Below are 13,192 nucleotides of genomic sequence, written 5' to 3' on the forward strand. Positions count from 1 at the left end.
ATGTCCCGACTCAATCCCCGGCAGCAAGAAGCCGTGAACTACGTCGGCGGCCCTCTATTGGTGCTCGCCGGTGCTGGCTCCGGCAAGACCAGCGTGATCACCCGCAAGATCGCGCACCTGATCCAGAACTGCGGCATCCGCGCCCAGTACATCGTCGCCATGACCTTTACCAACAAGGCGGCGCGGGAAATGAAAGAGCGTGTCGCCACCCTGCTCAAGGGTGGCGAAGGCCGTGGCCTCACTGTGTGTACCTTCCACAACCTGGGGCTGAACATCATCCGCAAGGAGCATGTGCGACTGGGCTACAAGCCAGGCTTCTCGATCTTCGACGAGACCGACGTCAAGGCCCTGATGACCGACATCATGCAGAAGGAATACGCGGGCGACGATGGCGTCGACGAGATCAAGAACATGATCGGCGCGTGGAAAAACGACCTGGTCCTGCCCGCCGAAGCCCTGGAAAACGCGCGCAACCCCAAGGAACAGACCGCCGCCATCGTCTACACCCACTACCAGCGCACGCTCAAGGCGTTCAACGCGGTGGACTTCGACGACCTGATCCTGCAGCCGGTCAAGCTGTTCCAGGAACACGCCGACATCCTCGAAAAGTGGCAGAACAAGGTGCGCTACCTGCTGGTGGACGAATACCAGGACACCAACGCCAGCCAGTACCTGCTGGTGAAGTTGCTGATCGGCAAGCGCAACCAGTTCACCGTGGTGGGTGACGACGACCAGTCGATCTACGCCTGGCGCGGTGCACGCCCGGAAAACCTGATGCTGCTCAAGGTCGACTACCCGTCCTTGAAAGTGGTGATGCTGGAGCAGAACTACCGCTCCACCAGCCGTATCCTGCGCTGCGCCAACGTGCTGATCTCGAACAACCCCCACGAGTTTGAAAAACAACTGTGGAGCGAGATGGGCCACGGCGATGAGATCCGCGTGATCCGCTGCCGCAACGAAGACGCCGAAGCCGAGCGCGTGGCCGTCGAACTGCTGACCCTGCACCTGCGCACCGACCGGCCCTACAGTGACTTTGCGATCCTGTATCGCGGGAACTACCAGGCCAAGTTGATCGAGCTGAAGCTGCAGCACCACCAGATTCCGTATCGTCTGTCGGGCGGCAACAGCTTTTTCGGACGCCAGGAAGTGAAAGACCTGATGGCCTACTTCCGGCTGATCGTGAACCCGGATGATGACAACGCCTTCCTGCGGGTGATCAACGTCCCACGCAGGGAAATCGGTTCGACGACGCTTGAGAAACTCGGCAACTACGCCACCGAACGCAAGATCTCGATGTACGCCGCCACCGACGAAATCGGCCTGGGCGAACACCTGGACACGCGCTTCACCGATCGCCTGTCGCGCTTCAAGCGCTTCATGGACAAAGTGCGCGAGCAGTGCGCCGGCGAAGACCCGATCAGCGCCCTGCGCAGCATGGTCATGGACATCGACTATGAAAACTGGCTACGCACCAACAGTTCCAGCGACAAGGCCGCGGATTACCGCATGGGCAACGTCTGGTTCCTGATCGAAGCGCTGAAGAACACCCTGGAAAAAGACGAAGACGGCGAAATGACCGTCGAAGACGCCATCGGCAAGCTGGTGCTACGCGACATGCTCGAGCGCCAGCAGGAAGAGGAAGACGGCGCCGAAGGTGTACAGATGATGACCTTGCATGCGTCCAAGGGCCTGGAATTTCCCTACGTGTTCATCATGGGCATGGAAGAGGAAATCCTCCCGCACCGCTCCAGCATCGAAGCCGACACCATCGAGGAAGAACGGCGCCTGGCCTACGTGGGCATTACCCGCGCGCGTCAGACACTGGCCTTCACCTTTGCCGCCAAGCGCAAGCAATACGGCGAAATCATCGATTGTGCCCCCAGCCGGTTCCTCGACGAACTGCCGCCGGACGACCTGGCCTGGGAAGGCAATGACGACACCCCGACCGAGGTGAAGGCCGTTCGCGGCAACACCGCCCTGGCGGATATACGCGCGATGTTAAAGCGCTAGAATTGACTATTTTTTAATCTACTTTCGGCGCACTGCGCGCCATTAGAGGAAGCGTTCCGTGGAAGCACTGCACAAGAAAATTCGCGAAGAAGGCGTCGTGCTTTCCGATCAGGTACTCAAGGTCGACGCCTTTCTGAACCACCAGATCGACCCGGCGCTGATGAAACTGATCGGCGACGAATTCGCCGCGCTGTTCAAAGATTCGGGCATCACCAAGATCGTCACCATCGAAGCCTCGGGGATAGCCCCGGCGATCATGACCGGCCTGAACCTCGGCGTGCCGGTAATCTTCGCCCGTAAGCAGCAGTCCCTGACCCTGACCGAAAACCTGCTGTCGGCGACGGTGTATTCCTTCACCAAGAAAGTCGAAAGCACCGTGGCGATCTCGCCGCGCCACCTGACCAGCAGCGACCGCGTACTGATCATCGATGACTTCCTGGCCAACGGCAAAGCATCCCAGGCGCTGATCTCGATCATCAAACAGGCCGGCGCCACCGTTGCCGGCGTGGGGATTGTGATCGAGAAGTCGTTCCAGGGTGGGCGTGCCGAACTGGATGCGCAGGGTTATCGGGTTGAGTCGCTGGCGCGGGTGAAATCGCTGAGCGGTGGTGTCGTCACCTTCATCGAGTAATTTGCTACACAGCAAATACCAGGTGAGCACGGATCAAAATGTGGGAGGGGCGGTGCGACGATTCGACTTGCCCCCGATAGCGGTGTATCAGTCACCAAATGTGTTGGCTGACCCACTGCTATCGGGGGCAAGTCGAATCGTCGCACCGCCCCTCTCACATTTAGTGCACGGTGGCCTGGAGGCCGGCGAGCAACAGCCGCTGATACACGTCCTCCTTCAAACCTTCAGGCTTATCCAACCGCATCCGCTTCAGATGCTCTGGAAACGCCTCCGGCTCCGGTGCATCCAGCGCCGCCTTGCCCAAGTCGAAAATCTCGCTCAGCTTGAATTTGCTCTTGAGCCAGTTCAACGCCCGCAACAGATCCCGCTCCTCATCCGTGAAGTCAGTGCCCAGCGGATACTCCGGAAACAATCGGCGATGCCGTGCCTGAAGGGCCTGAAGCCGCTCCGGAGTATTGTCGGTAAAGCGCGGGTCCAGCTGGAAATCCTGGGGTAACTTGCCAGCCTTTTGCGCTTGCTCGATCAAGTCGCCCTGGAACCTGGAGTCGGTGATGTTGAGCAACGCCTCGATCACCTTGGCGTCGGTCTGACCGCGCAAGTCGGCAATTCCGTATTCGGTGATCACAATGTCCCGCAGGTGCCGTGGGATGGTGCAATGGCCGTACTCCCAAACGATATTGGAACTGACTTCTCCCCCCGCTTCGCGCCAACTGCGCAGCATCAGGATCGAGCGCGCGCCTTCCAGCGCGTGGCCCTGGGCAACGAAGTTGTACTGCCCGCCCACGCCACTGAGCACGTGGCCACCTTCCAGTTGGTCGGCAACCCCGGCGCCGAGCAAGGTCACCACGATCGCGCTGTTGATAAACCGCGCATCCAGACGCTGCAAACGCTTGAGTTCTTCCTGCCCGTACAGCTCGTTGATGTAACTGATGCGCGTCATGTTGAATGCCTGACGCTTGGCGAGCGGCATGTCCTGCAAACGTTGGTAGAAACTGCGCGGGCCAACGAAAAAACCGCCATGGATCGAAACGCCGTCGGGCTGCGCCGCGTCATCGAGCAGGCCGGCATTCGCCTGTTCCTGGGTTGCCACATCCGGGTAGACCTTGCGCCGCACAATCCCGGCATCCGTCAATACCAGCAGGCCGTTGACGAACATTTCGCTGCAACCATAAAGGCCTTTGGCGAAGGGCTCAACGCCACCTTCACGGCTGATCAGCGGCGCCCACTGGTACACATCGAGGTCGGTCAGCAGCAGCCGATAGGCTTCATTATCCGCCTGGCGCGCGAGCAAGGCGGCGGTCAGCGCATCGCCCATCGAACCGATCCCGATCTGCAAGGTGCCGCCATCACGCACCAGCGTACTGGCATGCAGGCCGATAAAGTGGTCCTGGAAGCCCACCGGCATATTCGGCGTGGAGAACAGCGTGGTGCTGTCCTTTTCATCGAGCAGGTAGTCGAATTCATCCATGCCCAGCTCCGAATCACCGGGCATGTAGGGCAGATCGGTGTGGACCTGGCCGACAATCAGCACGGTTTCCCCGGCGGCGCGGCGCTTGGCGATCATCGGCAGCAGGTCGAGGGTGATATCGGGGTTGCAGCTCAGGCTCAGCCGGTCGGGGTGTTCGGCGCTGCTGGCCACCAGTTGCGCCACTAGGTTCAGGCCCGCGGCGTAGATATCGCGCGCGGCGTGGCTGTAGTTACTGCTGACGTAGTCCTGTTGCGCTGATTGGCTGTGAAGCAGGCTGCCTGGCTGCATGAAAAATTGCTGTACGTGGATATTTTTTGGAAGACTGTCTTTATGCAGAGCGGCGAGGAAATCCAGCTCGGGATAGTCGCCAAACACCCGTTCGGTAAACGGTTCCAGGAAGCGCTTCTGTAAGCCATCGCCCAACGCCGGGCGACCCAGGCTCAATGCGGTGTAGATCGTCAGCGCCCGCTCCGGCAGCTTGGCGATACGGCGGTACAGCGCATTAACGAACAAATTGGGCTTGCCCAGGCCCAGAGGCAAGCCCATGTGGATATGCGCCGGCAAGCGCGCAAGTACGTCGTCAACGGCTTGCTCGATTGAACATAACTGCACCATCCGACCCTCCTGAACATTTCGTGATTAGGGGTTGGACAGAGAGTGGCGGGTCTTTGCTGCAAAGAACAGCCTCTAAACATAAATCGAGGGCACAAAAAAGCCGCTCGTAAGCGGCATTTTTGACGAAGATCGCTGGATTACAACCCGGACATCTTCTTGATTGCGCCCTTCAGATCAGCATCCGAGCAATCAGCACACGTGCCTTTTGGCGGCATGGAATTGATACCCGTGATCGCCTTGGCCAGGATGCCGTCGAGGCCGCCCTGGTGGTCGGCGCGGTCTTTCCAGGCGGCGGTGTCGCCGATTTTCGGGGCGCCCAACAGGCCGGTTTGGTGGCACGCACTGCAGTGCTTGGTGATGATCTCATCCGGTGTTTTTGCACCGCCGCCGCCCGCTGTTACGGCGACTTCCATCCCTTTGCACTCCTGTCCCTGCACACACACTTGGCCAACAGGCTCCAGGCGCTTGGCAATGTCATCATTGGTCGCAGCTTGAGCGCTGACAGCCCAAAGGGCCAGTACGGTTGCTGGTGCAGCCAGCATTTTCATAATTAGGTTCACGCGTTCACCCTCAATGGTGGCTATTCACGCCTGCGGCCACGGTTTCGCAGGCGGCGAAAGTATAACGGTTAGCCCGCTTGGCTGAAACAACCCTATTAAGCAAAGGGAGATTCAGTTTCACGGAATACAGCTGCGGGTGTCTCTGCAATGCTGGCAGGACGCCTCTTCTGTCAAAAATTCGCGGGTGTGGCTGCGCTGATTAGTCGCGCCGGCATATCGAACGGATTGCGAAAACGATGGGGCTTGGTGCTTTCAAAGTAGTAGCTATCGCCGGCTTCGAGCACAAAAATTTCAAGACCGACCACCAACTCCAGGCGACCTTCCACCAAAATCCCGGTTTCCTCGCCTTCATGGGTGAGCATTTCTACGCCGGTGTCAGCGCCAGGCGGGTAAATTTCGTTGAGAAACGTGATCGCCCGGCTCGGATGTGCGCGCCCCACCAGTTTCATGGTGACGGCGCCGTCGGAGATGTCGATCAGCTCGTTGGCTTTATAGACGATCTGGGTCGGTATTTCCTCGAGGATTTCCTCGGAAAAGAACTCGACCATCGACATAGGGATGCCGCCCAGCACCTTGCGCAAGGAACTGATGGAAGGGCTGACACTGTTCTTTTCGATCATCGAAATGGTGCTGTTGGTGACACCCGCACGCTTGGCGAGCTCACGCTGGGAAAGACCCTTCAGCTTACGGATGGATTGCAGTCGTTCGCCGACGTCCAATGCGGGAGCCTCCTAGGATTCAGGCTTTGTTGTAATTGAGCGTTATCATGGCGACAGCGTTCAGTATTTACAACACTTGAGCCTAAATCCTCGCCAGCTCCGTTCGTAACGGCCGATCAAGCGCCGGAATAGAGCCTTGGCACGCGGTGCAGGTTGCAGAATATCTGGTAAGGGATGGTCTCGGCGGCGACTGCGATGTCACTGGCGAGGATGTTCTTGCCCCACAACTCCACGGTGGAACCGAGGCCGGCCTGGGGCACGTCGGTGAGGTCGATGCACAGCATGTCCATGGATACGCGGCCCAGTAACTGGCTGCGCTGCCCCGCCACCAACACCGGCGTACCGGTGGGCGCGTGACGCGGATAACCGTCGGCATAACCCATCGCAACCACGCCGATCCGCATCGATTTGGGCGTGATGAACTTGGCGCCGTAGCCTACCGGCTCGCCGGCCGGCAATTCGCGCACGCAGATGACTTTCGACTCCAGGGTCATCACCGGCTGCAAGCGTGCGGCGATGGCCTGGTCTTCACCAAACGGCGTCGCGCCGTACAACATGATGCCCGGGCGCACCCAGTCGCTGGACACATTCGGCCAGCCCATCACCGAGGGTGAATTGCGCAGGCTGACCTCAGCCGACAAGCCCTGGCGCGCTGCCTCGAACACCGCTACTTGTTCATTACTGCGCACGCAATCGAGTTCATCGGCGCGGGCGAAGTGGCTCATCAACACAATCTTCGCCACCTTGCCGCTGGCCAGCAGGCGCTGGTACGCCTCGTGGTAATCCTTGGGATGCAGGCCGACGCGGTGCATGCCCGAATCCAGCTTGAGCCAGAGGGTCAGTGGCTTGCTCAACTTGGCCTGTTCGATCGCCTCCAGTTGCCACAGCGAATGCACCACGCACCAGAAATCATGCTCGATGATCAGCGGCAGCTCGTCGGCTTCGAAAAACCCTTCCAGCAGCAACACCGGCGCGCGGATGCCGGCGGCCCGCAGCTCCAACGCTTCCTCGATACACGCCACGGCAAAACCATCGGCCTCGGCTTCCAGTGCCTGGGCCACGCGCACGGCACCATGGCCGTAGGCATCGGCCTTGACCACGGCGAGGGCCTTGGCCCCCGTGACTTCACGGGCCAATTGGTAGTTGTTGCGCAGGGCTTGGAGGTCGATCAGGGCACGGGCTGGACGCATGGCGGCAGGCTTCTAGGCGGCAGAGTGAAAAAAACCGGCACCGACCAACAACATCGGTGCCGGGAGAGGGATCGTTGCTTAAGGCAGGGCGGCCACGACGGACAGCTCCACCAGGATTTGCGGTTCGCACAGTTTCGCTTCAACCGTGGCGCGGGCCGGGGCAACGCCTTTAGGCAGCCACGTGTCCCACACTGCGTTCATGCCGGCGAAATCGGCGTCAATGTCTTTCAGGTAGATCGTCACCGACAGCAACTTGGTCTTGTCGGTACCGGCCAGGTCCAGCAGGCGCTCGATAGTAGCCAGCGCTTCACGGGTCTGCTGTTCAATCCCGGCACTCAGGTCGTCGCCGACTTGCCCTGACAAATACACGGTCCCGCTGTGGGCAACGATCTGGCTCATGCGCTCATTGGTGAGCTGGCGCTGGATTGACATGTTTTTCAGACTCCTGGTGGTTGCCATAACGGGAAATATCGAGGCCTTCGGCGCTGATCTGCGGCGTTTTCTTCGCCATCAGGTCCGCCAGTAAACGACCGGAACCGCATGCCATGGTCCAACCGAGGGTGCCGTGGCCGGTGTTCAGGAACAGGTTCTTGAACGGGGTGGCACCGACAATCGGCGTGCCGTCGGGAGTGGTTGGGCGCAGCCCGGTCCAAAAGATCGCTTCGCTCAGATCGCCGCCCTGAGGATAAAGGTCGTTGACGATCATCTCCAGGGTTTCACGCCGACGCGGGTTAAGCGACAGGTCAAAACCGGCTATTTCAGCCATGCCGCCGACACGGATACGGTTGTCGAAACGGGTGATCGCGACCTTGTAGGTCTCGTCGAGAATGGTCGACGTCGGCGCCATCGCCGGGTTGGTGATCGGCACGGTCAGCGAGTAGCCCTTGAGCGGGTACACCGGCGCCTTGATCCCCAACGGCTTGAGCAACTGCGGCGAGTAACTGCCGAGGGCCAGCACGTAGCGGTCGGCGGTTTCCAGCTTGCCGTCGATCAACACGCCGTTGATGCGATCACCGGCGTAGTCGAGGCGTTGGATATCCTGTTCGAACCGGAATTCGACGCCCAACTGCTTGCACATGTCGACCAGGCGGGTGGTGAACATCTGGCAGTCGCCGGTCTGGTCGTTCGGCAGGCGCAGGGCACCGGCGAGGATGTCGGTAACACTGGCCAGGGCCGGTTCGACACGGGCGATGCCGGCGCGGTCAAGCAATTCGAACGGCACGCCGGACTCTTTCAACACGGCGATATCTTTGGCCGCCCCATCGAGTTGGGCCTGGGTGCGGAACAGTTGGGTCGTACCGAGGCTGCGGCCTTCGTAGGCAATCCCGGTTTCAGCGCGCAGCTCGTCGAGGCAGTCGCGGCTGTACTCGGACAGGCGGACCATGCGCTCCTTGTTCACCGCATACCGGCTGGCGGTGCAGTTGCGCAGCATCTGCGCCATCCACAGGTATTGGTTGATATCAGCGGTAGCCTTGATCGCCAGCGGCGCGTGGCGTTGCAGCAGCCACTTGATGGCCTTGAGCGGCACACCCGGTGCAGCCCATGGCGAAGCGTAGCCTGGAGACACTTGGCCGGCGTTGGCGAAACTGGTTTCCATGGCAGCGGCAGGCTGACGATCGACCACGACCACCTCAAAGCCGGCTCGCGCCAAATAGTAGGCACTGGTCACACCAATGACGCCGCTACCCAAGACCAGAACGCGCATTTTTATATCCTCATCGCGGCTTGACCGCCGACGTGTGTTGTTCGAGCAATAATGTGAGCAGTATAAAAAGCAATCACCAGTGCATTTCACTATATAAATGCTTATATTTGGCGACAATTCTCGGCAAAAACCCTTTTAACAGAGGCGTATCCCCTATGCGTACCAACACCCAGACCAAGCGGGAGCTGGACAAGATCGACCGCAATATCCTGCGCATCCTGCAAGCCGACGGGCGTATTTCGTTCACGGAGCTGGGGGAAAAGGTCGGGCTGTCGACCACCCCCTGCACCGAGCGCGTGCGCCGCCTGGAGCGTGAAGGGATCATCATGGGCTACAACGCGCGGCTCAACCCCCAGCATTTGAAGGGGAGTTTGCTGGTATTTGTCGAGATCAGCCTCGATTACAAATCCGGCGACACCTTTGAAGAATTCCGCCGCGCCGTGCTGAAATTGCCCCATGTGCTGGAGTGCCACCTAGTGTCGGGGGACTTCGACTACCTGGTGAAAGCGCGGATTTCCGAGATGGCCTCGTACCGCAAGTTGCTCGGCGACATCCTGCTCAAACTGCCCCATGTGCGGGAGTCCAAGAGCTATATCGTGATGGAGGAAGTGAAAGAGAGCCTCAATCTGCCGATCCCCGACTGACTGACACAACTGGGTCAATGTGGGAGGGGGCTTGCCCCCTCCCACATTTTGACCGCATACCTCTGTTAGACCAGCACCTGCCGGGTACTCGCCATGTATTCATGGATCTGCTTCTCGACGCGCGGGTGAATCAGCTCCACCGGCCCGCGCCCATTGGGGCACGGCAAGGTCTTTGTGGTGCCGAAAAGCCTACAGATCAGCGGTCGCTCGCCATACACCGTGCAGCCATTGGGGCCCAGGTGGACACAGTTTAATTCGTCCATGGCAGCTTCCTGCTCGGCAGCGGTCTTACGCGGCAGGCGCGACATTTCCTCGGGTGAGGTCGTCACCGGCCCACAGCAATCGTGGCAGCCGGGGACGCACTCGAACGAGGGAATCTGTCGGCGCAACGCGCTGATTTTCTGACTGTTGCAACTCATCGAAACACGTACCGAACGGCGAATAGGCGTGGATTCTGCCGCAAAAGCCCACGGTGAGACAGCTTCGTCCGACCGCTGTATCCTGCGCCAAGTTTTCCAAACAGGGATATTCCCCATGACCGCCAGTGCCCGGCACACCGCTTCCTACTACGCCGCCAGCAGCCTGCCGCAACCCGACTACCCGGCGTTGGCCGGCGAAAGGGTTGCCGACGTGTGCGTGATCGGCGGTGGTTTTTCCGGGATCAACACCGCCCTGGAACTGGCCGAACGTGGGTTCAGCGTGGTGCTGCTGGAGGCGCGCAAGATTGCCTGGGGCGCCAGCGGGCGCAACGGCGGCCAATTGATTCGCGGCGTCGGCCACGGCCTGGAGCAGTTCGCCAATGTGATCGGCACCGACGGCGTGCGCCAGATGAAATTGATGGGCCTGGAGGCGGTAGAAATTGTGCGCCAGCGCGTCGAGCGCTTCCAGATCGCCTGTGACCTGACCTGGGGTTACTGCGACCTGGCCAACAAACCCCGCGACCTGCTCGGCCTCGCCGAAGACGCCGAAGCGTTGCGCAGCCTGGGCTATCGCCATGAAGTACGCCTGCTGCAAGCCGGCGAAATGGGCAGCGTGATCGGCTCCGACCGCTACGTGGGCGGCATGATCGACATGGGCTCGGGCCACCTGCACCCGCTGAACCTGGCCCTCGGCGAAGCGGCCGCCGCAGCGCAACTGGGCGCGCAACTGTTCGAGCACTCCGAAGTGACGCGCATCGACTACGGCCCCGAGGTCAACGTACACACCGCCCGCGGCAATGTGCGCGCCAAGACCCTGGTGCTGGCCTGCAACGCCTACCTGAATGGCCTGAACCCACACCTGAGCGGCAAAGTGCTGCCCGCCGGCAGTTACATCATCGCCACCGAGCCGCTAAGCGCAGCCCAGGCCGCCCAGTTACTGCCGCAAAACATGGCAGTGTGTGATCAGCGGGTGACGGTGGACTACTTCCGCCTGTCCGCCGACCGTCGCCTGCTGTTCGGCGGCGCCTGTCATTATTCCGGCCGCGACCCCCAGGACATCAGCGCCTACATGCGACCGAAGATGTTGCAGGTGTTCCCGCAACTGGCCGACGTGAAGATCGACTACCAATGGGGCGGCATGATCGGCATCGGCGCCAACCGCTTGCCGCAGATCGGCCGATTGGCGGATCAACCCAATGTGTATTACGCCCAGGCCTACGCCGGTCATGGCCTCAACGCTACGCACCTGGCGGGCAAGCTGCTGGGCGAAGCCATCAGCGGCCAGCAGCAGGGACGTTTCGATCTGTTCGCCCAGGTGCCGCACATCACCTTCCCCGGCGGCAAGCACTTGCGCTCGCCGCTGTTGGCGCTGGGGATGCTCTGGCACCGGCTGAAAGAACAGGTGTGACTCAACGGCGCCAGAACGGCTTCAGGCCTTCCTGGCGCGCCTGCTCGGCGGTCAGCCCGATATCCCGCAGTTGCTCGGCAGTCAGGTCCAGCAACGCCTTACGCGTGTGGCGGCGACACCAGAACAGGCTCCAGCGGTTGCGCGTCAGGGTCGACATCGTCGGCTCCTGCCCAGCTTCCAGTTCCTGACTGTGTAACGTCAGCCGCACATCGCTCATCCCGTTCATTTTGCTGCCCTCATTTGCTGGTTGCCATGAGTGACTAGAATGAGCGGGCGGACAAAACCATTACAGATTCAACCGAATTTTATTAAATCCATACAGACACTGCCCACGAACGGCTGAATCCTGTATTTTCCCTGGATCTGTACTGGTCCTTTGGGAGTGATCACCGTGACCCTTTACGTCAACCTCGCCGAATTGCTGGGCACCCGCATCGAGCAAGGCTTCTACCGCCCCGGCGATAGGCTGCCTTCTGTACGGGCCTTGAGCGTGGAGCACGGGGTCAGTTTGAGCACCGTGCAGCAAGCGTATCGCGTGCTGGAAGACAACGGCCTGGCGATGCCGAAGCCCAAGTCCGGTTACTTTGTGCCCGCGAGCCGTGAGCTGCCGGCCTTGCCCGAAGTCGGCCGCCCGGCCCAGCGCCCGGTGGAAATTTCCCAGTGGGACCAGGTACTCGAGTTGATTCGCGCAGTGCCGCGTAAAGATGTCATACAGATGGGGCGCGGCATGCCGGACGTGTTGTCGCCCACCCTCAAGCCCCTGCTGCGCAGCCTGGCCCGCGTCAGCCGGCGTCAGGATCTGCCGGGGTTGTATTACGACAACATCCTCGGCTGTATGGAACTGCGCGAGCAAATCGCTCGACTGTCATTGGATTCCGGCTGCCAATTGACCGCCGAAGACATCGTGATCACCACCGGCTGCCATGAAGCGCTGTCCGCCAGCATCCGTGCCATTTGCGAGGCAGGCGATATCGTCGCGGTAGACTCGCCGAGCTTCCACGGCGCCATGCAAACCCTCAAGGGCCTGGGCATGAAAGCCCTGGAAATCCCTACGGACCCGCTCACCGGCATCAGCCTCGAAGCCCTGGAACTGGCCCTGGAACAGTGGCCGATCAAAATCATTCAACTGACCCCCAACTGCAACAACCCCTTGGGCTACATCATGCCGGAGGCGCGCAAGCGGGCGCTGCTGACCCTGGCCCAGCGCTTTGACGTGGCGATCATCGAAGACGATGTGTATGGCGAACTGGCCTACAGCTACCCGCGCCCGCGCACCATCAAATCCTTCGACGAAGATGGTCGCGTATTGCTCTGCAGCTCCTTCTCGAAAACCCTGGCGCCGGGGCTGCGGATTGGCTGGGTCGCTCCGGGCCGCTACCTGGAGCGGGTGCTGCACATGAAATACATCAGCACCGGCTCCACCGCGACCCAGCCGCAGATCGCCATCGCTGAGTTTCTCAAAGGCGGCCATTTCGAACCGCATTTGCGGCGGATGCGCACGCAATACCAACGTAATCGCGACTTGATGCTCGACTGGGTCAGCCGCTATTTCCCCGCCGGTACCCGCGCCAGCCGACCTCAAGGCAGCTTCATGCTGTGGATCGAGCTGCCGGAAGGCTTCGACACCCTCAAGCTCAACCGTGCGTTGATGGAACAAGGCGTACAAATCGCCGTGGGCAGTATCTTTTCCGCTTCCGGCAAGTACAGGAACTGCCTGCGCATGAACTACGCGGCCAAACCTACGCCGCAGATTGAAGAGGCGGTGCGCAAGGTCGGCGCCGCCGCGAGCAAGATGCTGGCCGAGGCCGCCGACTGACCTTTCT

General features: G+C 60.5%; 13 protein-coding genes. 5 read left to right on the forward strand and 8 right to left on the reverse strand.

The features are described 5' to 3' along the window. Positions 1 to 2,010: a DNA helicase Rep gene (gene rep / locus P3S72_RS00005; protein WP_276195435.1), complete on the forward strand. Its 2,010-nt coding sequence runs from the start codon at positions 1 to 3 to the stop codon at positions 2,008 to 2,010. Between the two features lie 58 nt (positions 2,011 to 2,068). Then, complete coding sequence (locus P3S72_RS00010) at positions 2,069 to 2,641, forward strand: xanthine phosphoribosyltransferase (RefSeq protein ID WP_276195436.1); 573 nt, start codon at positions 2,069 to 2,071, stop codon at positions 2,639 to 2,641. A gap of 160 nt (positions 2,642 to 2,801) precedes the next feature. On the opposite strand, the gene P3S72_RS00015 is transcribed toward P3S72_RS00010, so the two are convergent. The 6 genes from P3S72_RS00015 to dadA form a co-directional block, all read right to left on the reverse strand. Continuing rightward, the gene (locus tag P3S72_RS00015; protein WP_276195437.1) at positions 2,802 to 4,724 is read right to left on the reverse strand and encodes an acetyl-CoA hydrolase/transferase C-terminal domain-containing protein; all 1,923 of its coding nucleotides are present in this window, start codon (positions 4,722 to 4,724) and stop codon (positions 2,802 to 2,804) included. A 137-nt stretch (positions 4,725 to 4,861) separates the two neighbouring features. Beyond that, the gene (locus tag P3S72_RS00020) at positions 4,862 to 5,272 is read right to left on the reverse strand and encodes a c-type cytochrome (RefSeq protein ID WP_247401985.1); all 411 of its coding nucleotides are present in this window, start codon (positions 5,270 to 5,272) and stop codon (positions 4,862 to 4,864) included. A 182-nt stretch (positions 5,273 to 5,454) separates the two neighbouring features. Next, on the reverse strand, positions 5,455 to 6,003 hold the full coding sequence (locus P3S72_RS00025; protein WP_276195438.1) for a cupin domain-containing protein: 549 nt from the start codon (positions 6,001 to 6,003) through the stop codon (positions 5,455 to 5,457). Between the two features lie 116 nt (positions 6,004 to 6,119). Then, a complete protein-coding gene (gene alr / locus P3S72_RS00030) occupies positions 6,120 to 7,193 on the reverse strand; it encodes an alanine racemase (protein ID WP_276195439.1) in 1,074 nt (357 codons plus the stop codon). 78 nt (positions 7,194 to 7,271) lie between these two features. Next, complete coding sequence (locus tag P3S72_RS00035; protein ID WP_276195440.1) at positions 7,272 to 7,625, reverse strand: RidA family protein; 354 nt, start codon at positions 7,623 to 7,625, stop codon at positions 7,272 to 7,274. After that, positions 7,597 to 8,898 carry a D-amino acid dehydrogenase gene (gene dadA, locus P3S72_RS00040; RefSeq protein ID WP_276195441.1) on the reverse strand — a complete coding sequence of 434 codons (1,302 nt, stop codon included), beginning with the start codon at positions 8,896 to 8,898 and terminating at the stop codon, positions 7,597 to 7,599. The genes P3S72_RS00035 and dadA overlap by 29 nt, the downstream gene beginning before the upstream one ends. Before the next feature lie 155 nt (positions 8,899 to 9,053). Here dadA and P3S72_RS00045 point away from each other — a divergent pair, with 155 nt between their 5' ends. Next, positions 9,054 to 9,542, forward strand: coding sequence for an Lrp/AsnC ligand binding domain-containing protein (locus P3S72_RS00045; protein ID WP_003206849.1), 489 nt, complete (start codon positions 9,054 to 9,056; stop codon positions 9,540 to 9,542). A 65-nt stretch (positions 9,543 to 9,607) separates the two neighbouring features. On the opposite strand, the gene P3S72_RS00050 is transcribed toward P3S72_RS00045, so the two are convergent. Further along, positions 9,608 to 9,961, reverse strand: coding sequence for a YkgJ family cysteine cluster protein (locus P3S72_RS00050; protein WP_276195442.1), 354 nt, complete (start codon positions 9,959 to 9,961; stop codon positions 9,608 to 9,610). Positions 9,962 to 10,076: 115 nt separating this feature from the next. Between P3S72_RS00050 and P3S72_RS00055 the strand changes: the two genes are divergently transcribed. Further along, positions 10,077 to 11,369, forward strand: coding sequence for an FAD-binding oxidoreductase (locus tag P3S72_RS00055; RefSeq protein WP_276195443.1), 1,293 nt, complete (start codon positions 10,077 to 10,079; stop codon positions 11,367 to 11,369). A 1-nt stretch (position 11,370) separates the two neighbouring features. Here P3S72_RS00055 and P3S72_RS00060 read toward each other — a convergent pair whose 3' ends face one another. After that, the gene (locus P3S72_RS00060) at positions 11,371 to 11,595 is read right to left on the reverse strand and encodes a DUF1127 domain-containing protein (protein ID WP_276195444.1); all 225 of its coding nucleotides are present in this window, start codon (positions 11,593 to 11,595) and stop codon (positions 11,371 to 11,373) included. Between the two features lie 165 nt (positions 11,596 to 11,760). Here P3S72_RS00060 and P3S72_RS00065 point away from each other — a divergent pair, with 165 nt between their 5' ends. Then, positions 11,761 to 13,185, forward strand: a complete 1,425-nt coding sequence (locus P3S72_RS00065) for a PLP-dependent aminotransferase family protein (protein WP_276195445.1) — start codon at positions 11,761 to 11,763, stop codon at positions 13,183 to 13,185. The last annotated feature ends 7 nt before the right edge of the window (positions 13,186 to 13,192 follow it).

The sequence above is a fragment of the Pseudomonas sp. D3 genome (assembly GCF_029320995.1).
GTDB classification, from domain to species: domain Bacteria; phylum Pseudomonadota; class Gammaproteobacteria; order Pseudomonadales; family Pseudomonadaceae; genus Aquipseudomonas; species Aquipseudomonas paraveronii.

What these genes read in the sequence shown, in the direction of transcription:
- rep (WP_276195435.1), top strand. Translation starts at nt 1, where the DNA reads ATGTCCCGACTCAATCCCCGGCAGCAAGAAGCCGTGAACTACGTCGGC.
- P3S72_RS00015 (WP_276195437.1), bottom strand. Translation starts at nt 4,724, where the DNA reads ATGGTGCAGTTATGTTCAATCGAGCAAGCCGTTGACGACGTACTTGCG.
- P3S72_RS00020 (WP_247401985.1), bottom strand. Translation starts at nt 5,272, where the DNA reads ATGAAAATGCTGGCTGCACCAGCAACCGTACTGGCCCTTTGGGCTGTC.
- alr (WP_276195439.1), bottom strand. Translation starts at nt 7,193, where the DNA reads ATGCGTCCAGCCCGTGCCCTGATCGACCTCCAAGCCCTGCGCAACAAC.
- P3S72_RS00035 (WP_276195440.1), bottom strand. Translation starts at nt 7,625, where the DNA reads ATGTCAATCCAGCGCCAGCTCACCAATGAGCGCATGAGCCAGATCGTT.
- dadA (WP_276195441.1), bottom strand. Translation starts at nt 8,898, where the DNA reads ATGCGCGTTCTGGTCTTGGGTAGCGGCGTCATTGGTGTGACCAGTGCC.
- P3S72_RS00045 (WP_003206849.1), top strand. Translation starts at nt 9,054, where the DNA reads ATGCGTACCAACACCCAGACCAAGCGGGAGCTGGACAAGATCGACCGC.
- P3S72_RS00050 (WP_276195442.1), bottom strand. Translation starts at nt 9,961, where the DNA reads ATGAGTTGCAACAGTCAGAAAATCAGCGCGTTGCGCCGACAGATTCCC.
- P3S72_RS00055 (WP_276195443.1), top strand. Translation starts at nt 10,077, where the DNA reads ATGACCGCCAGTGCCCGGCACACCGCTTCCTACTACGCCGCCAGCAGC.
- P3S72_RS00060 (WP_276195444.1), bottom strand. Translation starts at nt 11,595, where the DNA reads ATGAACGGGATGAGCGATGTGCGGCTGACGTTACACAGTCAGGAACTG.